This window comes from Arthrobacter sp. U41, from assembly GCF_001750145.1.
GTDB lineage: Bacteria > Actinomycetota > Actinomycetes > Actinomycetales > Micrococcaceae > Arthrobacter.
The window spans coordinates 487,919-513,507 of record NZ_CP015732.1 but is presented as its reverse complement, the minus strand read 5'-3'; the positions used below and the strand labels follow the sequence as shown (position 1 = coordinate 513,507).

Annotated in this window: 27 protein-coding genes; 16 read left to right on the top strand and 11 right to left on the bottom strand. The window is 67.6% G+C overall.

Going from position 1 to position 25,589, the window contains the following annotated elements:
* Position 1 precedes the first annotated feature (1 nt).
* Genes ASPU41_RS02450 through ccsB form a run of 4 tightly spaced genes read left to right on the top strand, consistent with a single transcriptional unit; the run spans position 2 to position 4,393 of the window.
* A complete protein-coding gene (locus ASPU41_RS02450) occupies positions 2-631 on the top strand; it encodes a TlpA family protein disulfide reductase (protein ID WP_069949571.1) in 630 nt (209 codons plus the stop codon).
* A 17-nt stretch (positions 632-648) separates the two neighbouring features.
* Positions 649-1,404: a cytochrome c biogenesis CcdA family protein gene (locus ASPU41_RS02445; RefSeq protein ID WP_069949570.1), complete on the top strand. Its 756-nt coding sequence runs from the start codon at positions 649-651 to the stop codon at positions 1,402-1,404.
* A complete protein-coding gene (gene resB, locus ASPU41_RS02440) occupies positions 1,404-3,260 on the top strand; it encodes a cytochrome c biogenesis protein ResB (protein WP_083266314.1) in 1,857 nt (618 codons plus the stop codon). Before ASPU41_RS02445 ends, resB begins: the two co-directional genes overlap by 1 nt.
* Positions 3,260-4,393: a c-type cytochrome biogenesis protein CcsB gene (gene ccsB, locus ASPU41_RS02435; protein ID WP_069949569.1), complete on the top strand. Its 1,134-nt coding sequence runs from the start codon at positions 3,260-3,262 to the stop codon at positions 4,391-4,393. The genes resB and ccsB overlap by 1 nt, the downstream gene beginning before the upstream one ends.
* Before the next feature lie 409 nt (positions 4,394-4,802).
* On the opposite strand, the gene ASPU41_RS02430 is transcribed toward ccsB, so the two are convergent.
* Complete coding sequence (locus ASPU41_RS02430) at positions 4,803-5,831, bottom strand: hypothetical protein (RefSeq protein ID WP_231941145.1); 1,029 nt, start codon at positions 5,829-5,831, stop codon at positions 4,803-4,805.
* 309 nt (positions 5,832-6,140) lie between these two features.
* Positions 6,141-6,566, bottom strand: coding sequence for a PLD nuclease N-terminal domain-containing protein (locus ASPU41_RS02425; RefSeq protein ID WP_069949568.1), 426 nt, complete (start codon positions 6,564-6,566; stop codon positions 6,141-6,143).
* A gap of 150 nt (positions 6,567-6,716) precedes the next feature.
* Here ASPU41_RS02425 and ASPU41_RS02420 point away from each other — a divergent pair, with 150 nt between their 5' ends.
* Positions 6,717-7,025, top strand: coding sequence for a DUF4229 domain-containing protein (locus ASPU41_RS02420; protein ID WP_069949567.1), 309 nt, complete (start codon positions 6,717-6,719; stop codon positions 7,023-7,025).
* Positions 7,026-7,127: 102 nt separating this feature from the next.
* Here ASPU41_RS02420 and ASPU41_RS02415 read toward each other — a convergent pair whose 3' ends face one another.
* The 5 genes from ASPU41_RS02415 to ASPU41_RS02395 form a co-directional block, all read right to left on the bottom strand.
* Positions 7,128-8,009, bottom strand: coding sequence for a 1,4-dihydroxy-2-naphthoate polyprenyltransferase (locus ASPU41_RS02415; RefSeq protein WP_069949566.1), 882 nt, complete (start codon positions 8,007-8,009; stop codon positions 7,128-7,130).
* A 49-nt stretch (positions 8,010-8,058) separates the two neighbouring features.
* Positions 8,059-9,213 carry an AMP-binding protein gene (locus ASPU41_RS02410; RefSeq protein ID WP_069949565.1) on the bottom strand — a complete coding sequence of 385 codons (1,155 nt, stop codon included), beginning with the start codon at positions 9,211-9,213 and terminating at the stop codon, positions 8,059-8,061.
* Between the two features lie 10 nt (positions 9,214-9,223).
* Positions 9,224-10,177, bottom strand: a complete 954-nt coding sequence (locus ASPU41_RS02405; RefSeq protein WP_069949564.1) for a 1,4-dihydroxy-2-naphthoyl-CoA synthase — start codon at positions 10,175-10,177, stop codon at positions 9,224-9,226.
* A gap of 21 nt (positions 10,178-10,198) precedes the next feature.
* Complete coding sequence (locus tag ASPU41_RS02400; protein ID WP_069949563.1) at positions 10,199-10,639, bottom strand: VOC family protein; 441 nt, start codon at positions 10,637-10,639, stop codon at positions 10,199-10,201.
* A gap of 200 nt (positions 10,640-10,839) precedes the next feature.
* Entirely contained in the window at positions 10,840-11,601 is a 762-nt protein-coding gene (locus ASPU41_RS02395; protein ID WP_069949562.1) for a CPBP family intramembrane glutamic endopeptidase, read from the bottom strand.
* 52 nt (positions 11,602-11,653) lie between these two features.
* Between ASPU41_RS02395 and ASPU41_RS02390 the strand changes: the two genes are divergently transcribed.
* The 5 genes from ASPU41_RS02390 to ASPU41_RS02370 all read left to right on the top strand — a co-directional run bounded on the left by ASPU41_RS02390 (position 11,654) and on the right by ASPU41_RS02370 (position 17,917).
* Positions 11,654-12,631, top strand: a complete 978-nt coding sequence (locus ASPU41_RS02390; RefSeq protein WP_069949561.1) for a metal ABC transporter substrate-binding protein — start codon at positions 11,654-11,656, stop codon at positions 12,629-12,631.
* Positions 12,628-13,446 carry a metal ABC transporter ATP-binding protein gene (locus tag ASPU41_RS02385; protein WP_069949560.1) on the top strand — a complete coding sequence of 273 codons (819 nt, stop codon included), beginning with the start codon at positions 12,628-12,630 and terminating at the stop codon, positions 13,444-13,446. Before ASPU41_RS02390 ends, ASPU41_RS02385 begins: the two co-directional genes overlap by 4 nt.
* Before the next feature lie 3 nt (positions 13,447-13,449).
* Positions 13,450-14,325, top strand: a complete 876-nt coding sequence (locus ASPU41_RS02380; protein ID WP_069949559.1) for a metal ABC transporter permease — start codon at positions 13,450-13,452, stop codon at positions 14,323-14,325.
* Positions 14,326-14,499: 174 nt separating this feature from the next.
* Positions 14,500-16,161: an ABC-F family ATP-binding cassette domain-containing protein gene (locus ASPU41_RS02375; protein WP_069949558.1), complete on the top strand. Its 1,662-nt coding sequence runs from the start codon at positions 14,500-14,502 to the stop codon at positions 16,159-16,161.
* A gap of 295 nt (positions 16,162-16,456) precedes the next feature.
* On the top strand, positions 16,457-17,917 hold the full coding sequence (locus ASPU41_RS02370; protein WP_069949557.1) for an amino acid permease: 1,461 nt from the start codon (positions 16,457-16,459) through the stop codon (positions 17,915-17,917).
* 174 nt (positions 17,918-18,091) lie between these two features.
* On the opposite strand, the gene ASPU41_RS02365 is transcribed toward ASPU41_RS02370, so the two are convergent.
* From ASPU41_RS02365 to ASPU41_RS02360, 3 genes are all read right to left on the bottom strand, one after another.
* A complete protein-coding gene (locus tag ASPU41_RS02365; protein WP_157356906.1) occupies positions 18,092-18,424 on the bottom strand; it encodes a hypothetical protein in 333 nt (110 codons plus the stop codon).
* A gap of 24 nt (positions 18,425-18,448) precedes the next feature.
* The gene (locus tag ASPU41_RS22475; RefSeq protein WP_157356905.1) at positions 18,449-18,613 is read right to left on the bottom strand and encodes a hypothetical protein; all 165 of its coding nucleotides are present in this window, start codon (positions 18,611-18,613) and stop codon (positions 18,449-18,451) included.
* 791 nt (positions 18,614-19,404) lie between these two features.
* Complete coding sequence (locus ASPU41_RS02360) at positions 19,405-19,581, bottom strand: CsbD family protein (protein WP_069949555.1); 177 nt, start codon at positions 19,579-19,581, stop codon at positions 19,405-19,407.
* Between the two features lie 189 nt (positions 19,582-19,770).
* On the opposite strand from ASPU41_RS02360, the gene ASPU41_RS02355 reads away from it, so the two are divergent.
* From ASPU41_RS02355 to ASPU41_RS02330, 6 genes are all read left to right on the top strand, one after another.
* A complete protein-coding gene (locus ASPU41_RS02355; protein ID WP_069949554.1) occupies positions 19,771-20,229 on the top strand; it encodes an SRPBCC family protein in 459 nt (152 codons plus the stop codon).
* Positions 20,229-20,933, top strand: coding sequence for a pentapeptide repeat-containing protein (locus ASPU41_RS02350; RefSeq protein WP_069949553.1), 705 nt, complete (start codon positions 20,229-20,231; stop codon positions 20,931-20,933). Before ASPU41_RS02355 ends, ASPU41_RS02350 begins: the two co-directional genes overlap by 1 nt.
* Positions 20,934-21,088: 155 nt before the next feature.
* Positions 21,089-22,318, top strand: coding sequence for a thiolase family protein (locus ASPU41_RS02345; protein ID WP_069949552.1), 1,230 nt, complete (start codon positions 21,089-21,091; stop codon positions 22,316-22,318).
* Positions 22,318-23,133, top strand: a complete 816-nt coding sequence (locus tag ASPU41_RS02340) for an enoyl-CoA hydratase/isomerase family protein (protein ID WP_069949551.1) — start codon at positions 22,318-22,320, stop codon at positions 23,131-23,133. Before ASPU41_RS02345 ends, ASPU41_RS02340 begins: the two co-directional genes overlap by 1 nt.
* A 2-nt stretch (positions 23,134-23,135) precedes the next feature.
* A complete protein-coding gene (locus ASPU41_RS02335) occupies positions 23,136-24,008 on the top strand; it encodes a 3-hydroxyacyl-CoA dehydrogenase family protein (protein ID WP_069949550.1) in 873 nt (290 codons plus the stop codon).
* Positions 24,009-24,091: 83 nt separating this feature from the next.
* Positions 24,092-24,715 carry a GNAT family N-acetyltransferase gene (locus tag ASPU41_RS02330; RefSeq protein WP_069949549.1) on the top strand — a complete coding sequence of 208 codons (624 nt, stop codon included), beginning with the start codon at positions 24,092-24,094 and terminating at the stop codon, positions 24,713-24,715.
* Here the strand turns inward: ASPU41_RS02330 and ASPU41_RS02325 are convergent.
* Entirely contained in the window at positions 24,712-25,548 is an 837-nt protein-coding gene (locus ASPU41_RS02325) for an SGNH/GDSL hydrolase family protein (RefSeq protein WP_083266313.1), read from the bottom strand. The genes ASPU41_RS02330 and ASPU41_RS02325 overlap by 4 nt on opposite strands.
* Between the last annotated feature and the right edge of the window lie 41 nt (positions 25,549-25,589).

Here is a 25,589-nt window from a genome sequence, read left to right as displayed (position 1 = left end):
TATGAGCGCAAACCCAGCAAATTCCGGAAACGTGTCACCCTTGTCCCGCCGCAGTGTCCTATCAGCGGGCGGTGCGGCCCTCGCCGTCGTGCTGGGTCTCTCCGGATGCGCGCAGGAGGATGCGCTGGCCCAGCAGGCCAAGGCCGGCGACAACAAGAACTACGTGGCCGGCGACGGGTCGGTGACGGAGTTCGCCGTCGCGGACCGCAAGAGCCCGATCGCGATCAAGGGCACGCTCTTCGACGGCACCGCGGTGACTGCCGAAGCCTTCCAGGGCCAGGTGACCGTGCTGAACTTCTGGTTCGCCGCCTGCGCACCGTGCCGGGTGGAGGCACCCTCGCTGGAGGCCCTGCACCAGGAGTTCAAGACCCAGGGCGTGCAGTTCTTCGGCGTCAACCTCCGCGACGAGAAGGCCACGGCGGAAGCGTTCGACAAGACCTTCAACCTGACCTACCCGAGCTTCAACGACAAGGACGGCGCCGTGCTGCTGGCCGTTTCCGGACTCGTTCCCCCGGGGGCCGTGCCCACCACGCTCGTGCTGGACAAGCAGGGCCGTGTGGCCTCCCGTGTCCTCGGTGAGATCCAAAAGGGCACCCTCAAGTCGCTCATCGCCGCTGCCGTGGCCGAGTAGCGGACAGGCCAGCCACCGTGAACAGCCCCTTCGCCGAAGCCATCCTCAGCGGATCGCTGCTGCTTGCCATCCCGGTGGCACTGCTGGCCGGCTTCGTCTCCTTCCTTTCGCCCTGCGTGCTGCCGCTCGTGCCGGGGTATTTGGGCTACGTCACGGGACTGACCGGCGTCGACCTCCAGAAGCAGAAGCGCGGCCGCATGCTGGCCGGCATCGGGCTTTTTGTGCTGGGCTTCTCAGTGATCTTTGTGCTGCTCGGCGGGGCGTTCGGGCAGCTCGGGACGCTGATCACCGGCACGCAGAACGCCTGGATCACGCAAGTTCTCGGCATCCTCGTGATCATCATGGGGGTGGTGTTTATGGGCGGATTCGGCTGGCTGCAGCGCGACGCCAAGATCCAGTCCAAACCGCCGGCCGGGCTGTGGGGTGCGCCGCTGCTGGGCATCACGTTCGGCCTCGGCTGGGCGCCGTGCATCGGCCCGACCTATTCCGCGGTCCAGCTGCTGAGCCTTTCCGGCGGGTCCTCGGCGGCCAAGGGAGCGTTCCTGGCGTTCGTCTATAGCCTGGGCCTGGGCATTCCCTTCCTGCTGATCGCCCTGGCCGTGCGCCGCGGCATCGGCGTGATGTCCTTCTTCCGCAAGCACCGGCTCGCCATCCAGCGCACCGGCGGCGGAATCCTCGTGGGGCTCGGCCTGCTGATGGCCACCGGCGTGTGGGGGACCTGGGTGTCCGAGTTGCAGTACTGGTTCCAAACCGATGTGAAATTGCCGATCTGATGAGCGAGCGAGTGAACCTAGACAAGAAGTCCCCTGCCCCCGGCACCGAGCCTGACGGCACCAAGGGCGGCGAGCCCGGCAAATCCGGCGGCGGCACCAGCCCCGTCGCGGCCGCGAAGGCTGAAGCTGTCCTTCCGGCGCTGGGCCCGATGGGCATGCTCCGCTGGGCCTGGACCCAGCTGACCAGCATGCGCACCGCGCTGTTCCTGCTGCTGATGCTGGCGGTGGCAGCGGTGCCCGGTTCGCTGTTCCCGCAGCGGCCCGCCAACCCCTCGATCGTCACGCAGTACATCAAGGACAACCCGGACTACGGCAAGATCCTCGACTCGCTCCAGCTCTACGATGTGTACTCCTCGGCGTGGTTCTCCGCCATCTACATCCTGCTGTTCATCTCGCTGATCGGCTGCGTGGTCCCGCGCGCCATCGCGCACTACAAGGCCATGCGGTCCCAGCCCCCGCGCACGCCGGCACGGCTGTCCCGGCTGCCCGAATACGGCACCCTCGTGATCCCCGCCGGCGCCGGGATCCCGGCGTCGCGCGCCATCACCGACGCCGCCGGGCTGCTGAAAAAGCGCGGCTACCGCGTCGACGTCCGCGACCGCGACGGTGCCCGGCCCTCGATCGGCGCCGAACGCGGCTTCCTGCGCGAGGTCGGCAACCTGGTCTTCCACACCTCGCTGATCGGGGTGCTGGTGTCCGTGGCGGTCGGCGGGCTGTTCGGCTACAGCGGCCAGCGGATCCTTGTGGAGGGCGACACCTTCGTCAACACACTCGTGGGCTATGACCAGTTCACCCCGGGCACCAACTTCCAGAGCAGCCAGCTGCAGCCGTACTCGGTCCAGCTGGACAAGTTCGAGATCACCTTCGACCGCGAGTCCCAGGGCAAGAACGGCCAGCCCATCGACTTCCGGGCCGACGTGACCACCAGGGACGCCCCGGACGCTCCCGCCAAGACCGAGGTGCTGAAGGTCAACGATCCGCTCACCCTCGGCGGCACCAGCATGTACCTCACCGGCAATGGCTACGCCCCGGTCGTCACCATCCGCGACGGCGCTGGGAACGTCGCCATGCAGGGCCCGGTGGTGGCCAAGCTGCAGGGCGACAACTACTACTCCTCGGCGGTCATCAAGGTCCCGGATGCCAAGCCCGACCAACTCGCCTTCGCCGGCTTCTTCCTGCCCACGGCGTTCATTACCGAGGAAGGTGTGTCCTTCAGCGGCGATCCGGAGCTCTTCAACCCGCAGCTGACCCTGAACTCCTACTACGGCGACCTCGGGCTGGACGACGGCTCCCCGCAGAACGTTTTCGAGCTCGACGTCGAGAAGCTCACGCCGCTGAATGCCCGCAACCTCGACGCCGGCGGCATCACGCTCTCGCCGGGCGCCAGCTACACCCTGCCCGACGGCAAGGGTTCGATCAGCTTCGACGGCGTGAAGCGCTACATCGGCGTCGACATCCACCACAATCCGGGCCAGCTGTACGCCCTGATCTTCGCGCTCCTGGCGGTGGCCGGCCTGGTCACCTCCCTGTACGTGAACCGCCGCCGCGTCTGGGTCCGGACCGGCACCCACCAGGACGGCCGCACCATGGTCGAGTACGGGCTTCTGGCCCGCGGCGAAGACCACCGGCTTGCCGGCGAAGCCGCCGCGGTCCGCAGGCTGCTCGCCGGCGCCTGGGATCTCGACGACGGCGGCTCCCAGTCGGCTCCCAGCGGGGGAGCGGATAATGACCGGGCGGACACCAGGCTGCCCGGTGCCGGTGCCGGTGCCGGCGCTGAGCAGGCCGCTCCCGGCCACCCCGCAGCAGACTTCATCCAGTCAACAGCAGGCTCTTCCGAGTCAAAGAAGGAACAGTAATGCTCCCCATCAACGAAACCATGGGCCAGTACAGCGAGTTGTTCATGCTCCTCGCGGCAGGCACCTACACGGTGGCTTTCATCGCCTTCGCGTGGGACCTGGCCAAGAGCAGCAAGACGCTGCGCGCGGTGGACCTTCGGGCCGCCGAGCTGGCAGGAGCCGAGGCCGCCCGCGTGCCGGTGGCAGCCGGCGTCGGGGCCTCCTCCGAAGCCGTTGACCGGGCCGACTCGGACGCGGCCGGTGACCGATCCGACGGGGACGTGGCCGGGCCGGTGGGCCGGGCCGAGCGCCCGACGTCCTCCGCGGCTCGCGGTACCGGGAATGCTGCCGGCATCGGCCAGACCGCCGACGGCGCCATGCGCTACTCCGCCGAGCGCCGCGCCCCCGCACGGGTGGGCGTGGCCCTGACCGTGCTGGGTGTTGCCATCCACGCAGCCGGCGTCATCACCCGGGCCATCGGCGCGGGCCGGGTGCCGTGGGGCAACATGTACGAGTTCCTGACCACCGGCGCGTTCGTGGCCGTGGCCGTCTTCCTCCTGGTCCTGATCCGGCGCGACCTGCGCTTCCTCGGCACCTTCGTGGTGGGCCTGGCGATCATCATGCTGGTGGCTGCCTCCGTCGCCTACTGGACCCCCGTGGGCCACCTCGTTCCCGCGCTGCAGAGCTACTGGCTGATCATCCACGTCTCGATCGCTGTGCTGTCCTCCGCGCTCTTCACCCTGACCTTCGCGATGTCGGCGCTGCAGCTGGTCCAGACGCACCGGCAGAAAACCATCGCCGCCGGCGGAGCCGACAAACTGGGCTTCATGCGCCTCGTGCCGACCGCGTTGAGCCTCGAGAACCTCTCCTACCGGATCAACGCCATCGCGTTCGTCGGCTGGACCTTCACGCTGATGTTCGGTGCCATCTGGGCCGAAAAGGCCTGGGGCCGCTTCTGGGGCTGGGACACCAAGGAAGTCTGGACCTTCGTGATCTGGGTGGTTTACGCCGGCTACCTGCACGCCCGCGCCACCCGGGGCTGGACCGGAACCCGTGCGGCCTGGCTGTCGATCGTCGGCTACCTCTGCGTGGTCTTCAACTTCACGATCGTGAACCAGTTCTTCAACGGCCTGCACTCCTACTCGGGTCTGTAGCCCGCACGCTCCGCTTTCCCGGGCTTCGCTTTCCCGCCCTCCGTCGATTCGCCACAGATGGCCGCTAAGCCGTTCCTCACTTCGTCGATTCGCCAGAGATGGCCGCTAAGTCAGCCGGTATAGCGGCCATTTGCGTCGGATGGGTGAGGGGCCGGGGTGGCTTCGGTCGGTAGAGCGCGTCAACTCGGCCCAGGATGCCATCCCGGGCAGCGCCCCGCACGCCCTCCGTCGATTCGCCAGAGATGGCCGCTAAGCCACCCGGCATGGCGGCCATTTGCGTCGGATGGGTGAGCGGCGTGGCGGTGACTACGCTCGGTGGAGCGCGTCAACTCGGCCCAGGATGCTATCCCGGGTTACTCCCGGTACGCCCTCCGTCGATTCGCCAGAGATGGCCGCTAAGCCGCCCCGTTCAGCGGCCATTTGCGTCGGGCGGGTGGGGACGTGCGGGGGTGTGGTCCTTCGCCTCGGATGTGTGCCCGGCGGCGCGGCCACTTCTACGTCGCCTCGGCTGCGGGCCAGATACAGGCGTCCAGCCGCGCGCAGTCAGCGCAGCGCGTACGCGGGTAACTGCCAGCGGCTCCTTTCCCTGGGCGAATGGGGTCAAATCTCCCTGGGTCAGGACGACGACGCGCCATCCGGCATCCCTGGCGCTCTCATCTCGGAAGATGTCGCTGCGACGCTGCGCCGGATCGGCATGATGCGCGCCGTCGTACTGGATGGCTACCTTTTCCTGCTCGTAGGACAGATCCGGATCCTCGATCCAACCGCCGGTCTCGTCGAAGATTGGGACATTGACCCCGGGTTCGGGCAGACCCTGGCGGACCAGAAGCAGCCGGAGTTCGGTCTCTTTGGGGGAGTCCGTGTTGGGGCGCATCAGTCTCCGGGCAGATATGGCGCGCCGGTAGCCCGGGCGGCCCCGTTTCCCCGCGAGGAATGCATCCAGGGCCTCGATCGTGGTGAGAGGGTTCCTCCGGCGCAACAGGAAATCCCCGGCAATCACCAAATCACCGAGGCTCAGAATGCCGGCGAGATCGAACCACGTCCGCAGCGGGGAGGTGCAGTTCACCCGAACGCCGGCCACGATCTCTTCCAGCTCAAGTGCTTGCTCGTGGCCGACAACATTTTTGTGCCGCACAGCCCGCTTGCCCGGCGGAGTCGTTAGATGGATGACAGCCAGGTTCTCCAGGGCCTTCGGAAGGGGGAAGCCCCAGAGCACTGCCGCAGAAAGATGGCTCACGACTGCGCCCGTGAGAGCGGTCAGGGAGTGCACGCGTGCCAGCAAACTGTCCGGGGTGGTGGCCGCGGCGCGGACTCCGAAGCAGGGGCTGACGAGATCTTGCGCCCGGGTACGACGTCGGCTCAGCCCGGCGGTGCGGGCCTGGGCCACGGTGAAGGGCTGGCCTCGAAGGTGCGCGGGAAGCTCGCTGGGATGCTGCATACGAGCATTCTGCTCCCGCCAGGAGGGGGCTAGGAGGTTATCCACAGATTGGGCAGCCTGTGGAGGAGAGGTGGGCCTGGTGACCGGCGACTCGTGGGGGCGGTCTTGTCGCAGCGATTCGACGAGGATGGCCGCTTTGAGACCGGGATGGCGGCCATTTGTGGCGAACGGGCGAGGTCAAAGAGCTGACCGGTCAAAGAGCTGACCGGGCAACGGGACAAAGTCAGAACCCGCCATGGTCCCAGCGCGTGCCATCGTGCGGCGGGGCGGCGAAGTAAGCGCCCGGAGGCCGGGAGGCCCGGGGTGGTGCTATTTGACCTCGTCGGTACCCTGTGTGTCGCCGCTGCCGCGGGCCTCACCGGGCTCGGAGCCGTGCGTGCCCGGGGTGCCTTTGCCTTCGGCTTTGCGCTCCTTGGCGTCGAGCTCGTCCTTGAGCTTCTTGAGCCGGTCGGCTTCGGCCTGGTTGCGGCGGCGGAGTTCGAGGTTGCGCAGGAAATCCGGGTCGTCGTCGGGCGCGAGGGTGTGACTGTAAGTAGCACGTGCGGGGGTGGTGCCGCGCGGCCGGCCGATCAGGAACCACAGGATGGCGCCGATCACCGGGAGAACAATCTGCACGACAATCCAGGCAGGCTTCGAGATGCCCTTGGTCTGGCGCGGATCAGTGCGGATCAAGTCGATAAGTCCATAGACGAAAACAACAAGTATTGCGACGGCGACCACTACACGGAGGAGCATGCTTTCAGTTTAGCCGTCGGTGGAGTTCCCGGCGCCTCCTTGTCCTTGGGAGAGGTCTCACCTCCTGCGACCGGGGTCCAACCTCGCGCAGCCATGGGGTCCGATGTGGCCTCGGTGGGCCGGGCTGCCGCCGGCGGCTAAACTTGGTGTGTGGCTTTCCTGAAATACTCCCTGATCCGTCTGGCGCTCTTTGTGCCTTTGTTCGCGCTCTTCGTCTACCTCGAGCTCGGATGGCTGCTGGCCGTCCTGTGCGCGGGAATGATGGCGTTCGCGATTAGCTTCCTCTTTTTCCAGAAACAGCGTGACGCCGCCGCCGCTTCTCTGCACCGCCGGTTCTCGGGCAAGGCCAAGCCGTTGCGCAGCGCCGGGGAAGTGGACGACGCCGACGCCGAAGACCGCCTGGTCGACGAGCACCCGGACGTCACCGTCCGCACGGACAGCCGCCCGAAGGACCTTTAGCTCTTCAACGGCCTGTGGCCGCTAGCTCTTCAACGGACTGTGGACGCGGGACGCCGACAAACCCAAGGCCCCCGGCCCAGCCGGCACAGCACCGCGCCCCAGCTAGAACCCGTGGCTCAGCATCAGGCCGAGCGAGAACAGCACCGCGTAGCCGAGGTTGATCAGCCCGGTCTGCTTGAGTACCGGAATCAGGCTCTTGCGGCGCCGGCCGGCGATCATCAGCCAGGACGGCATCAGGCTGGCGGGGATCAGCAGTAGCACAATCAGCATCCACGGCCGGACTGGAGCCAGCACGATCGGCAGCAGGATCGCCACAGCCAGCATCAGCACGTAGCTTTCCCGGGCATACTTGTCGCCGAGCCGCACGGCCAGGGTCTTCTTCCCGGCCTTCCGGTCGGTGGGGATGTCGCGGACGTTGTTCGCCATCAGCAGCGCGCAGGCGATGAGGCCGGTGCCGATCGCGCCGATAATGGCGGCGAGGCTGATCTGCCCCGCCTGCGTGTAGGTCGTGCCGAGGGTGGCCACCAGGCCAAAGAACACAAAGACGAACAAATCACCCAGGCCGAGGTAGCCGTACGGATTCTTCCCGCCCGTGTAGCCCCACGCCGCCAGGACGCAGCCCAGGCCCACCAGGATCAGCCACCAGGTCTGCGAGAGGATGACCAGCGCCAGGCCGAACACCATGGCCAGCCCGAACGCGGCAAACGCGGCGTACTTGACTTGCTCGGGCTTCGCGGCGCCGGAGCCGACCAGCCGGAGCGGGCCCACCCGGTCCTCGTCGGTGCCCCGGATGCCGTCCGAATAGTCGTTGGCGTAGTTGACGCCGATCTGCAGCAGCAGGGCCACCAGCGCGGCCAGCACGGCGTTGAGCGGGAGGAACGAGTCCATCTCGTACGCAGCCGCCGTACCGATCAGGACAGGCGCGATCGCGGCCGGCAGGGTGCGCAGTCGGGCGCCTTGGATCCATTGAGCGGCTGTAGCCACGTTTCAGTACCTCGTGTTGGTTCGGCGAAACCGGGAGTGCCCGGCTTATCTATTTTCCCTGATGCAGCTCTGTGAGCCGAACCGTCATCGAAAGACGGTCCGGTTTCCCGTTCGGCAGCATCAGCAGCTCGGCGGCGGCCAGCACGGTCTTCGGCGCCAGCGCGCCAAGCGCCGGCGCCCAGGGCGCACCCGCGCTGAAGCCCTCGAGGCCCTCCGGGGAGCTGTCCGCCAAAGCCACGTACGCGGCGAGGGCCTGGCCCCACTCGGCGGAGGGGACGCCGGCGACGAAGGCGGCCCGCACGCCGTCGAGCTTCTCCAGCTCCGCCTGCACATGCGCGGCCGAGACCTTCACGCCGCCGGTGATGACGACGTCGTCGGCCCGGCCCAGGACGGTCAGCTTCCCGTCGGCGTCCAGCTCGCCGAGGTCGTTGGTGCGGTACCAGCGGACCCCGCCGTCCGCCACGAACGCCTCCGCGCTGAGTTCCGGCGCGTCCAGGTAGCCGGCGGCGATAGTGGCCCCGCCGAGCAGGATCCGCCCGTCCTCCGCCACCCGGACCACGACGCCCTCGAGCGGGACGCCGTCGTACACGCAGCCGCCGCAGGTCTCGGCGGAGCCGTAGGTGGTCACCACCCGCACACCGGCGTCGCGCGCCGCGGCGAGCAGCTCCGGCGCCGCCGGACCGCCGCCGAGCAGGATCCCGTTGAAGCGGCGGAGCACGGCGAGGGTCTCGGCCGAGGGCGAGTCCAGCAGCCGCTGCAGCTGGGTGGGCACCAGCGAGGTGAAGCGCAGCTTGTCCGTGAGCTCCAGCGCCGCGGCGGTGAAGGCCTCCGGGGTGAAGCCGCCGCTGAGGTCCATCGCCCACGGCCGGGTGCCGGCGAAGAGCGAGCGGACCAGCAACTGGACGCCGGCCACGTACTGCACGGGCAGGGCGAGCAGCCACTGGCCCTCGCCCCGGAGCGCCAGGGCGGTGGCCATCGAGGAAGCCGCCAGCGCGTCGAGGGTCAGCACGGTCGCCTTGGGCGTGCCGGTGGAGCCGGAGGTCCGCACCACGACGGCGGCGTCCTCCACGCCGGGGGCCTCGACCAGCGCCACCACCGGGGAGCCGTCCGGCCCGGCGGAGAGTTCGACGGCGGGGCCCTCGCCGCCGAGGGCGGCGGCCAGCGCCGTGAGGGCGGGCTCGATGTTGACAGCTCCGGAAGTCACAAAGGCCGCCTTAGAAGTAGTAGGGGAACTGGGACCAGTCCGGATCGCGCTTCTCCAGGAAGGCTTCCTTGCCCTCCACCGCCTCGTCCGTCATGTACGCCAGCCGGGTGGCTTCCCCGGCGAAGACCTGCTGGCCGGCCAGGCCGTCGTCGGCGAGGTTGAAGGCGAACTTGAGCATCCGGATGGCCTGCGGGGACTGCCGGGCGATGTCCGCGGCGTATTCCAGCGCCACGTCCTCGAGCCGCTCATGGTCCACGGCCTCATTGACGGCACCGAGCCGGACCATGTCCTCGGCCGAGTATTCGCGGGCCAGGAAGAAGATCTCGCGCGCGGACTTCTGGCCGATCTGGCGGGCCAGCAGCGCCGAACCGTAACCGGCGTCGAAACTGCCGACAGTGGCGTCGGTCTGCTTGAACTTGCCGTGCTCGCGGGAGGCGATGGTCAGGTCGGAGACGACGTGCAGGGAGTGCCCGCCGCCGGCGGCCCAGCCGTTCACGACGGCGATGACCACCTTGGGCATGGTGCGCATCAGCCGCTGGACCTCGAGGATGTGCAGCCGGCCGGCGCGCGCCGGATCGATGGTTTCCTTGGTCTCGCCCTCGGCGTAGCGGTAGCCGTCGCGGCCGCGGATCCGCTGGTCGCCGCCGGAGCAGAAGGAGTGGCCGCCGTCCTTGGCGGAGGGGCCGTTGCCGGTGAGCAGCACGGTGGCCACGTCAGGGCTCATCCGGGCGTGGTCCATGGCGCGGTACAGCTCGTCCACGGTGCCGGGGCGGAACGCGTTCCGCACCTCGGGCCGGTCGAAGGCGATGCGGACCGTGGGCAGGTCGCGGACCACGGTGCCGTCCGCGGAACGCTCCACCTGCCGGTGGTAGGTCATGTCCTGGAAATCGTCGAAGCCGGACACTGTGCGCCAGCGGGTGGGGTCAAAGACGTCGGACACCTTGGCGGGGATTTCGTTGCTCACAGTCCGAGTCTAGTAATCGCGTCAGCTGATGCAGAACTCGTTGCCTTCCGGGTCCGCCATGGTGTGCCAGGAATGCGGACCCTGGCTGGCGGACCAGAGGAAGGTCGCGCCGCGCGCCTCGAGGGCGGTCCGCGCCTGGTCCTTGTCCGCGCCGGCGAGGTTGACGTCCCAGTGGATCCGGTTCTTCACGGTCTTGGCCTCCGGGACCGTCTGGAACAGAATCCGCTGGGCCGGCGGCGTGGCGGCAAGATCCGCGGGCGGACGGATGGCGGCGCCGGTGGCCCATACGAGGTTGCCGTTGTGCAGCTTGGTTTGCTCCTCCGTGGCGAAGCCCTGCTCGATCATGGAGCGGATGAAGTCCGCGTCCTGCGGCTCCACCGCCCATTCAAGGGTCTCGGCCCACCAATCGGCGAGCTCATGCGGATGCCGGCAGTCGACGACGATCTGGATGTTGAGTGTCATGGATAGAAACTACGACGCCGGGCCCGGCGGCGGTAGGGGGCGGCGGTGCCCGTCCGGCACACCGGGCGGCGGTAACGCGCACCGCCCCCAGTAACGCGGGGTCACCTACGGCCCATGCGGACCGCCCCCGGCAACGCGGGGTCACCTACGGCCCATGCGGACCGCCGGGATGGGCCGTATCTGACCCCGCGTTGCTTGGATCAGCCCTGGATCTGCTGGAGCTGCTCCATGAGTTCCGGCGGGATGGCGTAGATGAAGACGACCGCCAGCAGGTTCTTCGAGGCGTGGACGAAGTAGGCGAACATAACGTTCTTGCCGGTCCAGACATAGACGTACACCAGCACCACGCCCATGGCGAGGTAGGGCATCAGCACCGGCAGGGTCAGTTCCTCCTGGCCGACGACGTGCAGCGCCGCGAACAAGACCACCGACAGGGAGGAACACACCCAGATGTTCACCCGCCGGCTCAGCTTGCCGATCAGCAGGTGGCGGAAGATGTACTCCTCCACGAAGGGCCCCACGATCACCAGCAGGGGCACCATCAGCCAGGCCGGCACCTGCTGCATCAGCGCCTGCAGCCCGGCCTGGTTCGCGGACGTCTGCACCGGCCCCGTGAGCGAGACGAGGACCGCGGTGAGGATCATCATGGCCACCACGGCAAGCGGGACCATCAGCACCGTGAACCAGGGCCTGGTGGCAAGAACCTTGAGGTCCCGGACGGCGACGTGCCGGACGGCGGCCAGGGCCAGGATGCCGATGCATCCGTAGAAGACCAGGTTGACGCTGTAAGTGGCAGTGGCCGGGTTCGGTGAGAGCTGGAGCATCAGCGGGACCAGCAGCCCGCCGGCGACGGCGAAGAAAGCGGCCACTGCCACGTACAGGCCTGCCGTGATGAAATCGAGCCGGGAGAACCGGTAGAGTTTCGGCCGCGGTGCGGGGGGTGTGCGGAGAACGGTGCCCATGACACCAGCCTAGCGCCGCGGCGGAACGGCGCAGTCCGGTATAATATTCGGTATGCCTAATACTTCGTTTCGGCGTGCCAAAGTCGTCCGCCGAACCCGTGGCCTCCGCGCCGCCGGAGCCGCCGTCGCCGTCCTGCTCGGACTGTCGCTGGCCGCGTGCGGCGCTGACGCCCCGGGCCAGGGCCCGGGCGCGGGTGCCGGGGGCGAGAAGCCGGTTGTGCTGACCACCTTCACCGTGCTGGCCGACGTCGCGCAGAACGTGGCGGGGGACAAGCTGCAGGTCGAGTCCATCACCAAGGCCGGCGCCGAAATCCACGGCTACGAGCCCACCCCCGGGGACATCCGCAAGGCGTCCAAGGCGGACCTGATCCTGGACAACGGCCTGAACCTTGAGGCGTGGTTCGCCCAGTTCGTGGAAGGCCTGGACGTTCCGCACGCCGTGGTCAGCGAAGGCGTGGAGGTGCTGTCCATCGGTGAAGACTCCTACCAGGGCAAGCCGAACCCGCACGCGTGGATGTCGCCGGTCAACGTCCAGATCTATGTGGACAACATGGTCAAGGCGTTCTCGCAGCTCGATCCGGACAACGCGGCGGCCTTCGAGGCGAACGGCGCGGCCTACAAGGCCCAGCTGCAGTCCGTGAAGGACGAAATGGTCCAGAAGCTCGCCACCGTGCCCGAGGCGCAGCGGGCGCTGGTGACCTGCGAGGGCGCCTTCTCCTACCTTGCGCGCGACGCCGGGCTGCGGGAGGTCTACATCTGGGCGGTCAACGCCGAGCAGCAGGCTACCCCGCAACAGATCACCAGGGCCATCGAATTCGTGAAGGCCAACAAGGTCCCGGCCGTCTTCTGCGAGTCCACGGTGTCGGACGCCCCGATGCGCCAGGTGGTGGGAGCCACCGGTTCGAGCTTCGGCGGGGTGCTGTACGTGGATTCGCTGTCCGAGGCGGACGGGCCGGTCCCGACGTACCTGGACCTCATCCGGCACGACGCCAAACTCATCACTGAAGGCCTGACGGGAGCGGCATCATGAGCAGTCCAGCCATTCTGGTGGAGAACGTCACCGTCCATTACGGGGAGGTCCTGGCGCTCGACGCCGCCTCGCTGACCGTTGAGGCTGCCCGGATCTGCGGGCTGGTGGGCATGAACGGTTCCGGCAAATCCACGCTGTTCAAGGCGATCATGGGAATGGTCAAGCCCGACGCCGGCCGCGTCCTCATCAACGGCGAACCGCCCGCCAAGGCCCGCAAAAGGGGCGGGATCGGCTACGTCCCGCAGAGCGAGGACGTGGACTGGCAGTTCCCGCTGTCCGTCCACGACGTGGTGATGATGGGCCGCTACGGGCACCAGGGGTTCACCCGCCGCCCGTCCAGGGCGGACCGCGACGCCGTCGACCTCGCCCTGGACCGGGTGGAACTGTCCGAGTTCGCCAACCGGCAGATCGGCCAGCTCTCCGGCGGCCAGAAGAAGCGCGCCTTCGTGGCCCGCGGAATCGCCCAGGGCGCCACCATGATGCTCCTGGACGAGCCGTTCGCCGGCGTGGACAAGCGCTCCGAGGCCACGATCACGCGGCTACTGAAGGAGCTCGCCTCGGACGGCTGCACCATCCTCGTCTCCACCCACGACCTGCACGCCCTGCCCCAGCTCTGCGACGAGGCCGTGCTCCTGATGCGCCGGGTCCTGATGCACGGCCCGCCCGAGGTGGTGCTGCAGCCGGAGCACCTGGCCATGGCCTTCGGCCTCGACGTCCTCAGCCGGGACCTACCCGGGCCCATTCGTTCGGACCCCGGCCTCCCGGACCCCGGCCTTCCGATCGCCGGCCTTTCCAACCAGCCGGGCAGGAACTGAGCCATGGACTTCCTCGAGATCCTGCTGGAACCGCTGAGCTATGACTTCATGGTCCGCGCCATCGTCACCACGGCGCTCGCGGCCATCGTCTGCGCGGTGCTCAGCTGCTGGCTGGTGCTGATCGGCTGGTCGCTGATGGGCGACGCCGTCTCCCACGCCGTGCTCCCCGGGGTGGTGCTCGCCTACATCGTCGGGGCTCCCTTCGCCGTCGGGGCGCTGGTGTTCGCGCTGATCGCCGTCGCCCTGATCGGGGTGGTCCGCAACACCAGCCGGGTGAAGGAGGACGCAGCCATCGGGATCGTGTTCACCTCGCTGTTCGCCCTGGGCCTGGTGCTGATCTCCGTGACGCCGAGCCAGACCGACCTCAACCACATCATCTTCGGAAACCTGCTGGGCGTCAGCATCCCCGACCTCATCCAGGTCCTCGTGCTGGGGGTGGTGGCCTTTGCCATCCTGATTCTCAAGCGCCGGGACCTCACGCTCTACGCCTTCGACCCCACCCACGCCCACGCGATCGGGCTGTCCCCGAAGCGCCTCGGTGCGCTGCTGCTGGGCCTGCTGGCGCTGACCTCCGTCGTGGCGCTGCAGACCGTGGGCGTGGTGCTGGTGGTGGCCATGCTGATCATTCCCGGGGCCACGGCCTACCTGCTGACGGACCGCTTCTCCCGGATGCTGGTGATCGCTCCGGTCATCTCCGCCCTCTGCTCCATCGCCGGCATCTACCTCAGCTACTACCTGGACACCGCCTCCGGCGCCATGGTGGTCCTGACCCAGAGCGCCGCCTTCGCCCTCGTCTATCTGTTCAGCCCCCGGCAGGGGCTGATCGGGACCCGGCTGGCGATGGCCCGCCGCAAAAAGGCGGCCGCGCTCGCCGTCTGATGTTCCACGCCCGACGGCGGCTGTGCCCGCCGTCGGTGCCCCCGCGGCGGCGGCCGTGCCCGCCGCCTGAGCCCCCGCGCGGCGGCCGCAGACGCGCCGGGATGAGCCTTCGGTGTCATACTTGACGACGCAAGCCGCCGCCGGGCCGGCTCGCCAACTACCTGCGAGGACTCCTTGAGCGAACATCTCCGCCTTACGGGCGTATCCCATGGCTACGGGGACCGCCAGCTTTTTGCCGACGTCGAAATTGCCATCACAGCCGGCGAACATGTGGCGATCGTCGGCGAAAACGGGGCCGGCAAATCCACGCTGCTCCGCGTTCTGGCCGGGCTCGAGACCCCGGACGAGGGCACCGCCGTCAGCCGGGGCCGCGTCGGCTACCTGGCCCAGACCCTGGGCCTGCCCGACCAATACACCGTGAGCGACGCGGTCGACGCCGCCCTGGCATCCCTCCGCGATATGGAGTCCGAACTGGACCGGCTGGAGGACGGGCTGGCCGAGGCGGAAGCGGACGAACTGGAGCGCTACGGAAACCTGCAGACGCAGTACCAGCTCCGGGAAGGCTATGCCGCGGAATCCCGGGTGGAGGCGGCGCTGGACCGGCTTGGCCTGGGCGGGCTGGAACGGACGAGGACACTGGGCTCGCTCTCGGGCGGGGAACAGGAACGCGTGGCGCTGGCCTGCGTGATGGCCGATCCCGCCGACATCCTCCTCCTCGATGAACCCACCAACCACCTGGACGCCAGCGGGACAGCCTGGCTGGAGGCCCGGCTGGCCGCGCACCGCGGAACCGTGGTGGTGGTCTCCCACGACCGCGTCCTGCTGCGCAAAGTTGCCTCAACCGTGATTGAAGTGGACGCCGAACGCCTCACGGTCAACCGCTACGGCAACGGCTACGAGGGATACCTGCGGGAGAAAGCTGCCGAACGCGAGCGCTGGGCGCAGCAGTACCGCGGGTGGCTGGACGCGATGGAGGCCGAACGGCTCCAGGCGGACACGGTCGCAGGCAAGATGGGCTACGCCCGGCAGCGCGACAACGACAAAATGGGGTTCGACTTCAAGGCCGGCACGTGGCAGAAGGCAGCCTCCAGCAAGGTCCGCAATGCCCAGGAGCGTCTCCGCAGGCTGGAGGCAAACCCGATCGACCGTCCGCCGGTTCCCCTGAAGCTGGCGACGGAGCTGCGGGCTGACGTTGCGGCGGGACCGGCCCTGGAGGCCCGGGGAGTGACGGTGCCCGGCCGGCTGGAGCCGACGGACGTCACGGTGGAGGCGGGCCAGAAGATCCTCATCACCGGTCCCAACGGTGCAGGCAAGTCCACGCTGCTCTCCGTCCTCGCGGGCACGCTGGAGCCGGCCCGGGGCACCGTGGTCAGGCACGGCCGGATCGGATACCTGCAGCAGGAGCTGGAGCTTCCGCAGCGCCCGGGGCTGCGTCTCCTGCCGGCTTTCGCCGCGGGCCTGGGCGGCAACATCGACGAGCACGCGGAGGCGCTGCTGCGCCTGGGGCTCTTCCGGACCAGCGAATTCCATGTCCCGGTGGGAAGCCTGTCCGCAGGACAACAACGCAGGCTGGCCCTTGCCCGGCTGCTGCTGGGCGGATACGGGACGATGCTCGTTGACGAGCCCACCAACCATCTGGCGCCCGTCCTGGTGGAGCAGCTTGAATCGGCTCTTTCGGACTTCGCCGGCACGCTGGTCATGGTCAGCCACGACCGCGCGCTGGGGGAGTGGTTCAGCACACGCGCCCGGGAGAACGGCACCGGGAACCGAGCCGGGCACGGCGCGGGGACCGGGACCTGGATCCGGTATGCCATGCAGGACGGCGCCCTGGCCTAGCAGGCGGCTCGGCAGAACGACCCGCTGGGACTCGCCGGGACGGCCGGGCCAAAACCGAACATTATTCGGCTATTGAGTCGGAAGCGCGTATTTAATTAGGGATATTGCCTGCCTGATGTTGCCCGCGTCACGGCCGGGCCCTGAAGACTAGTACGATGGATGAGCCGCGCGAACTTCGACGCTTGTGAGGTTCGGTACACGTCTTGATCCCCGCGAGGGGCTCCAGCCCGAATTTGTGTACTTGAATCCACGGTCCTTTCCCGGCCATACCCCGACCTAAACAAGGAATACAGCTGTGCCATCAACTACCCCCACAGAACTTAAGAGCCCCGAGGCGCAACCCGCCGTCGTCGACTCGACCCTCAGCGCCGAGGGCTACGCCAAGACCCTGAGCGGCCGTCAGGTCACCATGATCGCGATGGGTGGCGCCATCGGCGTCGGCCTCTTTATGGGTGCCGGCGGACGGCTGGCCTCCACCGGTCCCGCGCTGATCTTCTCCTACGTGATCGCGGGCGTCATCGCCTACCTGCTGATGCGCGCCCTCGGCGAACTCATCATGTACCGCCAGACCTCGGGCTCCTTCGTCAGCTACGCCGGTGAAATGTTCGGCAAGAAGGGCGCGTACCTGTCCGGCTGGATGTACTTCATCAACTGGGCCATGACCGGGATCGCCGAGCTCATCGCAATCGGGCTGTACTTCCAGTTCTTCTTCCCCAACGTGCCGGTTGAACTGTCCGCCATCGCGGCGCTGCTGCTGCTCGTGGGCGTGAACCTCATGAGCGTCAAGGCGTTCGGCGAATTCGAGTTCTGGGCCTCCGTCCTCAAGGTCGGCGCCATCCTGATCTTCCTGGCCGTGGGCACCTTCATGGTGGTCACCAACGCCCAGGTCGGGACCGGCAACGCCTCGGTCAGCAACCTCTTCGCAGGCGACGGCGGCATGTTCCCCAAGGGCGGCCTCGTGATGATCCTGGTGCTGAACGCCGTGATCTTCGCCTACAACGCGATCGAACTCGTTGGCATCACCGCCGGTGAAATGCAGAACCCGGCCAAGGAAGTCCCCAAGGCCATCCGCGCCGTTGTCTTCCGCATCGTGGTCTTCTACGTCGGCTCCGTCACGCTGCTGGCCATGCTGCTTCCCTCGGACCAGTACGTGGCCGGCACCTCGCCGTTCGTCACCGTGTTCGGGCAGATGGGCCTCGGCTGGATGGGCGATGTGATGAACATGATCGTCATCACCGCCGCGCTGTCCTCCTGCAACTCGGGCCTGTACTCGATCGGCCGGATCTTCCGCACCATGGCCAACAACGGACATGCCCCGCACTGGCTGACCAGGATGTCCAAGAGCCATGTGCCGTACGCCGCCATCCTGGCCATCGGCGGCGTCTACCTGGTAGGCATCCTGCTCAATATCTGGCTGGGCGGCTCGCACGCCTTCGACCTCGCGCTGAACACGGCATCCATCGGCGTGATCTTCACCTGGGGCGCCATCTTCGCCAGCCAGATCGCACTCCGGAAGACCAAGGGCAAAGTCTCCTCCCTGCCCATGCCCGGGGCGCCCTGGACCAGTTGGGCCGGCCTGATTGCGCTGCTCATCATCACGGTGCTGATCGGCTTCGACACCATGACCAGCAAGACCGGTGAGGTGTTCCACCTCGGCCTCTGGACCCTGGCGACCATCCCGTTCTTCGCGCTCCTGCTGTGGCTTGGCTGGCAGAAGGTCAAGCACAACGAACCGCAGAGCGCGCTCTTCAGCTAGTTCCTGCCCCCGGACGACCGACTCAGGCCGCCGTCCTGGGAGTCACCGGGCCGGCGAAGTCAGCGGACCGTGGATTCAAGCGGCCGTGAAGTTATCGGCCGGGGAGTTATCGAGGAAAAGGGGAGTGCCGAGGCGCTCCCCTTTTCCGTGTGCGAAATCATCCGGCGCCGGTGATTAGCCGATGCTGTGCCAGTTCGTCCCGTCATAGGTGACCTCAAAGCCGCCGCCGAGCTCAGTTGTCTGGGCGTTCTCATCGTAAACAAATCCGCTCGGGTCAGCGGGGCACGTGCCCACGGCCGGGCCGTCGGTTTCCAGGGTCGGGGTGCCCTCGTAGCCCTGAAGGTAGAAGCCGGTAATTGAGCCGTCCTTGCCCTTGGAATTGTCCCGGGCAACGGTGGTCACCAGGCCCTGAACCCTTGGGGTGGTATTACGCTCCTGGACGATTTCCTTGATCTCGCCGTTCCCGGTTGTGAAGGTCCTTGTGCAGGTCCAGGATGTCTCGCTCACGGAGTCCGCCCGGAAGTCGACCGTTCAGGCGTGGGTCTGGAGCGCCTTGTTGTTCCATTCGAAAACCGTCTGGACATCGCCCTTGCCCACGAAGCCGGTGCCCGTGGCCGGGTCGAACGTGACGATCGCCGCTGCCGGTGATGCCAAAGTCAGAGATGCCGCGAACGCTGCAGCCGTGGCCGCGAACACGAGTGATTCCTACGCATGAGACCAGTTCCCCTTTTTTGCCAGTGCCCAGGCGCCGATCCCCAGATCCGTGCACGGAGCAGCGGAAGCCCGTTACTCCCGTGACTGGAGTCTACGAATGGGGCTGAATGATTCTTATGAGTAGTGAGTACTCGACTATTTCGCTATTGCTACTTGGACGCCGGGCGCGGGGGCTGCCCCCACGCTGCATCGATTCGACGAAGATGGCCGCTTGGCGGGGTGGTTTGGCGGCCATGTGTGACGAATCGGCGGCCCCGGCGGGCGGGATCGGCGCACCCAGGTCTCGGCCCAGGCCGCTGAGGACGTGTTCGCCCGGGAGATAGGCAAGTGGGAGGACGCAGAGCCGGCGAAGGAGTTCCCGCGGGGCCATGTGCCGCCATGGAATCGCTAGTTGACGCCGCACGTCGCCGGCCGGGGTGTTGGTGCGCCGACTTCGCATCGATTCGACGAAGATGGCCGCTTGGCGGGGTGGTTTGGCGGCCATGTGTGACGAATCGGCGGCCCGGACCCCGCCGGGGGTCTTGGGTGCGCAAACTCGTCATCGATTCGACGAAGATGGCCGCTATTCGGGGTGGTTTAGCGGCCATCTGTGGCGAAACGGCGGCCTGCCAGCAGCCCGCCCGCCCCGGCACAGCAGTCCGGGCTCAGGAACGCGCCCCGGGCCCATGCAGCCGGGCCCGCGACAATGCAAGCCGTGACTGCCGGAGCCCACAAGAAAGCGGCGCCGGACATCCCCCAAAGGAACTGTCCGACGCCGCCGAGATTCGTAAGGACTAGTCCTTCTTGAAGGTGTCCTTGACGTTTTCGCCGACCTTCTTGGCGTCGGCGACGACCTGGTCCTTCTGGCCCTCGGCACGCAATTCGTCGTTGTTCGTCGCGTTTCCGGTGGCTTCCTTGGCCTTGCCGCCCAGGTGCTCTGCCTCGTTCTGAATCTTGTCTCCGATACCCATGGTGTGAACCACCTTTCGTTTCCGGTTGAAATTCAATGTGCGTCCAATATAACACAAAGCATGCTTACTACTTCAAGAGGCCGTCCGGCGGCGCAGTGGAAGTCGCGGTGAAAGTCGCGGTGAAAGGCCCGGGGGAGCCCGGTGCCCGAGGGGTGAAATCTGAGGCGGGGCAGGGCTAGGCTCGGGTGCATGGACCACAAGATCACCCTCACGCATCACGTCAATGCCGCTCCGGAGAAGGTCTGGGCCGTGATCTCGGACATCCCCGGCTCGGCCGCCACCCTGTCCGGCATCGATTCGATCCAGATGCTGACCGACGCCCCGTACGGCGAGGGGACGCGCTGGAAGGAGACCCGCACCATGATGGGGCGGTCGGAAACCGTGGAAATGTGGGTGTCCCAGGCCGATCCGCCGCGGAGCACCACGGTGAAGGCGCTGCAGGGCGGGGCTGACTACACCTCCCGCTTCACCCTGGCCGACCGCGACGGCGGAACGGACCTGACGCTGACCTTCGGCGCCCAGATGCTCAACCCCTCCCGGCTGAGCAAGCTGATGATGGCGCTGTTCGGAAAACTGGGCATGCGCATCACCCGCAAGGCCCTCTCCAAGGACCTGTCCGAGATCGCGGCCAAGGCCGAGTCGCTCTAATGGCGCGCGGCACCGCGGCGCCCGGGGCTCACCAGGCGCCGAAAACACCCCAGGCCCCCAAAGTCACCCCGCCGCGGCTCAGTCCCGTCCGGTTGGAGGAACTCAGGGACGACCCGTCCCCGGAGTTCCAGTCCGGGGAGCGGTACGACGGCGTCCGGTACACCAAGGCATCAGCCGGCGGGCTGGAACTCGCAGGCACGGACTTCGCCGAGTGCGAGTTCCAAGGCGTGTCCTTCAACGAGACCCGGCTGCGGGGAGCCAGCTTCCGTGACTGCATCCTGGCGGAGGTGTACGCGCCCGTTTTCATGGCGGCCCGGAGCACCCTGCGCGACGTCGAGATCGGCAACCCCCGCTGGGGCTCCGCCGAACTCTATGAAAGCGGCTGGCAGTCCGTGCGGATCGACGGCGGCAAGCTCGACTACGTGAACCTTCGCGGCTCCAAGCTCACGGACGTGCAGATCAGCGACTGCATCATCAACGAACTGGATCTGGGTTCCTGCGCGGCGACCCGGGTGGTGCTGAAGAACTGCACCATCGGCACCCTCGACGTCGCCGGCGCCCGGCTCAAGGACTTCGACATCCGCGGCACCGACATCCGGGTGATCAGCGGACTGGAAAGTCTCGCCGGGCTCGTCATCGATGACTACCAGCTGGGCCTGCTGGCTCCGCTGATGGCAAGCCACCTCGGCGTCGTCGTCGCGTAATCCAGCCGGGCTTTGGTTGACCCCCTTGCCCCGCCGTGTAATCTTTATAGAACGAACGGTCAGTAAATTGGCGCGCCGGCGGGTCGAACGGGGACGCCGCCGCCGATGAGAGTTTTTCCGATGACAGAGACGTTTATCGCGTGAAGGGTGTACCCATGGCATCAGCAGTTGCAGGACCACAGGCATTTCTCGTAGGCGGTGCCCGCACTGCGGTGGGCCGTTACGGCGGGGCTCTCTCCGCGGTCCGCCCCGATGATCTGGCTGCCCTGGTGGTCCGCGAGGCTGTGGCCCGGGCCGGGCTGGATCCGGACAGCATCGACGAGGTCATCCTGGGCAACGCCAACGGCGCCGGCGAGGAAAACCGCAACGTCGCCCGGATGGCGACCGTCCTGGCCGGCCTGCCGCTGCACATTCCCGGCATCACCGTGAACCGGCTCTGCGCTTCGGGCCTGAGCGCCATCATCATGGCCAGCCAGATGATCAAGTCCGGCGCCGCGGACATCGTGATCGCCGGCGGTGTCGAATCCATGAGCCGCGCCCCGTGGGTCCAGGAGAAGCCGCAGACCGCCTTCGCGAAGCCGGGGCAGATCTTCGACACCTCCATCGGCTGGCGCTTCGTGAACCCGCTGTTCCAGAAGGGCGAGCTCTCCCGCGGCGGGAAGATGACGTACTCCATGCCGGAAACGGCCGAGGAGGTCGCCCGCGTGGACAAGATCACCCGCGAGGACGCCGACGCGTTCGCCGTCCGCTCCCACGAACGCTCCCTCGCGGCCATCGCCGCGGGCCGCTTCGCCGACGAGATCGTCCCCGTGACGGTCAGGACCCGCAAGGGCGAAACCGTCGTCGACACCGACGAGGGCCCCCGCGCCGGCACCACGATGGACGTCCTCTCAGCCCTGCGCCCAGTCGTCGCCGGCGGCTCGGTCGTCACGGCAGGCAACTCCTCCACGCTCAACGACGGCGCCTCCGCGATCATCGTCGCGTCCGAAGCCGCCATCGAGCGGCTCGGCCTCATCCCGCGCGCCCGGATCATCGACGGCGCCTCCGCCGGCTGCGAGCCGGAAATCATGGGCATCGGACCCGTCCCGGCCACCCAGAAGGTACTCGCCCGTACCGGCCTGAGCGTCGGTGACCTCGGCGCCGTCGAACTTAACGAAGCCTTCGCCACCCAGTCGCTGGCCACCATGCGCCGGCTCGGCCTGGACCCGGAGATTGTGAACCGCGACGGCGGCGCGATCTCCCTGGGGCACCCGCTGGGGTCCTCGGGCTCACGTCTCGCGATCACCCTGCTGGGCCGGATGGAGCGCGAGGACGCCCGGATCGGCCTCGCCACCATGTGCATCGGCGTGGGCCAGGGCACCGCTATGCTGCTGGAACGCGTCTAGTGGCGGCCGCGACGGGGCTCAACCCGCAGGATTTCAGCACGCTGAAGGTCGAGGAGCGCGAGGACCGGCTGGTGGTGCTCCTGAACCGGCCCGAGGTCCGCAACGCCATCGACCAGCAGATGGTCGACGAGTTGCATGCCGTCTGCGCCGCGCTGGAGCAGACCCCGAAGGTGCTGATCATTGCCGGCACCGAGGGCATCTTTGCCTCCGGCGCGGACATCGGACAGCTGCGCGAACGCCGCCGCGACGATGCCCTCCGGGGCATCAACTCCACGATTTTCGTCCGGATCGCCAAGCTCCCGATGCCCGTCATCGCGGCGCTGGACGGCTTCTGCCTGGGCGGCGGCGCCGAGCTGGCCTACGCCGCGGACTTCCGGATCGGCACACCGTCGGTGCGGATCGGCAACCCGGAAACCGGGCTGGGCATCCTCGCGGCCGCCGGGGCGAGCTGGCGCCTGAAGGAGCTGGTAGGGGAGCCGGTCGCCAAGGAAATCCTGCTGGCCGGGACCGTGCTGCGCGCCGAGCGGGCCCTCGCCGTGAACCTCATCACCGAGATCCATGAGGCCCCCGAGCTGATGGCGGCCGCCCATGCCCTGGCCGACCGGATCGCCTCCCAGGATCCCCTCGCGGTCCGGATCACCAAGTCGGTGTTCCATGCCCCCGCCGAGGCACACCCTCTGATTGACGAGCTGGCCCAGGGCATCCTTTTCGAATCCCAGGCCAAATTCGACCGCATGCAGGCGTTCCTGGATAAGAAATCAGCCAAGAAGTCAGCCAAAAAGTCCGAGCAGGATTCAGACCGGAAGAAGAACTGAACATGAGCAACTCCGTACTCCCCGCGAACCTGCCCGCCACCGTCGGCGTCCTGGGCGGCGGCCGGATGGGAGCCGGCATCGCGCACGCCTTCCTGATCAACGGCGCCAACGTCCTGGTCGTCGAGCGCGACGAGGAAGCAGCCGAGGCGGCCCGCGAACGGGTGGAATCGGCGGCGGCCAAGAGCATCGAGCGCGGCGCCACCGACGGCAACCTGGACGAGATGGTCTCCCGGCTCTCGGTGACGGTGGACTATGACGACTTCAAGGACCGCCAGCTGGTGATCGAGGCCGTCCCCGAGGACTGGGACCTGAAAGTCGCCTCGCTGCGCGGAATCGAGGAACGCCTCACCGCCGACGCGTACCTGGCCTCCAACACCTCCTCCATCTCGGTCAACGCGCTGGCCCGCGAGCTGCAGCGCCCGCAGAACTTCCTGGGCCTGCACTTCTTCAACCCGGTCCCGGCGTCCACCCTGATCGAGGTCGTCCTCGGCGAACACACCTCGGAGCAGCTGGCCCAGGCGGCCCGCGGCTGGGTCGAAGCGCTCGGCAAGACCGCCGTCGTCGTCAATGACGCCCCCGGCTTCGCCTCCTCACGGCTGGGGGTCGCGATTGCCCTCGAAGCGATGCGCATGGTCGAGGAGGGGGTGGCGTCCGCCGAGGACATCGACAACGCCATGGTCCTGGGCTACAAGCACCCCACCGGACCCCTGCGGACCACGGACATCGTGGGGCTGGACGTCCGCCTCGGCATTGCCGAATACCTCGCCTCCACGCTGGGGGAGCGCTTCGCCCCGCCGCAGATCCTGCGCGACAAGGTGGCCCGCGGCGAGCTCGGACGCAAGTCCGGCAAGGGCTTCTTCGACTGGACCAGCTGACCGCCGGCCAGCCAGTAACAAGCGGGTGCGGACGTCCTGAGGGGGCGTGCGCGCCCGCTTTTGTGTCCGCCTAAGATGGTGCGGTGACTTCCCTGGACCGGCCCGCGATCGCCCCCATCACCCTGACCGGCAAATACGTCGTCCTTGAGCCGCTGAGCCCGGACCACCATGACGGCCTCGTCGAGGCGGCCCGGGACGGCGAGCTCTGGAACCTCTGGTACACCAGTGTGCCCGCCCCGGAGCAGATGGCCGCCGAGATTAACCGGCGCCTGGCCCTGCAGGACAGCGGCTCCATGCTGCCCTTCACCACGCGGCTGATCGACCCCGCGACCGGCGGACCGGGCCGGGTGATCGGCATGACCACGTACATGAACATCGACGCCGCCACGCCCCGGGTGGAGATCGGCTCCACCTGGAACGCGGCGTCCGTGCATGGCAGCGGCAGCAACCCGGATTCCAAGTTGCTGCTGCTGCGGCACGCCTTCGAAACGCTGGGCTGTCCCGCCGTCGAGTTCCGGACTCACTGGCTCAACCACCAGTCCCGCGAGGCGATCGCGCGGCTGGGTGCCAAACAGGACGGTGTGCTCCGCAGCCATACCCGCAGCAGTGACGGCTCGCTGCGGGACACCGTGGTGTTCTCCATCCTGGAGCACGAGTGGCCGATGGTCCGGAACGCCCTTGAGTCCCGGCTGGCTAAGCGGCGCTAGGGTGCCGAATAGGCCCCGGCGTAGCTCAGTGATCCGAAGTACGCCTGGTAGCCCTCAGCGTTCGGGTGGAAGTTATCGGGACTGCCCAGGTTGGCAAGGTCCAGATTGATCCACGGGTCGGCCGTGTTGATGCCGTGGCCGAGGAAAGCGGCCCGGACGTCGACGTACTGCACTCCGGTGGCCCCGGCGGCCAGGGCGATGGATCCGTTGAGGCCGTCCGCCAGGTCAGTGGCCTGGTAGATGAACAGGGACATCGGATCGGTCAGGCCCGCGGAGATCGGATCGTAGAGGTAGGGGTAGCCGGTCACCACGATCTTGGCGTTGGGCGCGGCAGCCTTCACGCTCTGAATCATCGAGGCCACTTCGCCGGCCAGCTGCCCGCTGACGATCATGGCGGTCGCGTCAGTGCTGACTCTGTAGCACTCTGCGGCGGCGGTCGGGTCGATCATGGCCGCGCCGCAGTTGGTGATGATATCCCCGAACCCGAGGTTGTTGCCGCCGGCCGTGATGGTTACGAGCTCCGTGCTCCTGTTGAGCTGGCGCAGCTGGGTGCTCACGACCTCCTGGGTCGTCTTGCCGCTGCAAGCCGCATTGGTGACCAGCTTGATGGCCTTGTCGTCGGCAGCGAGTTCGGAATAGGTGTTCTCGCTGCGGTAACAGGCATCCTGGTACGGCCCCGCGCCCTGACCCGCGGCGTAGGAGTCACCCAGCGCAATGTAGTCGCTCTTGTCCACGGCCTGCGCCGGGGCCGCCGCCAAACCGGCCGCCATGGCCAGGGTGGCGAGACCGGCAGCCAAAGCCGTTCGACGGCGTCGAAGTTTCAAGATTCCCATTGTGTTCCCCTCAGTAGCACGTAGGTTCAGCCCGCCTGCAC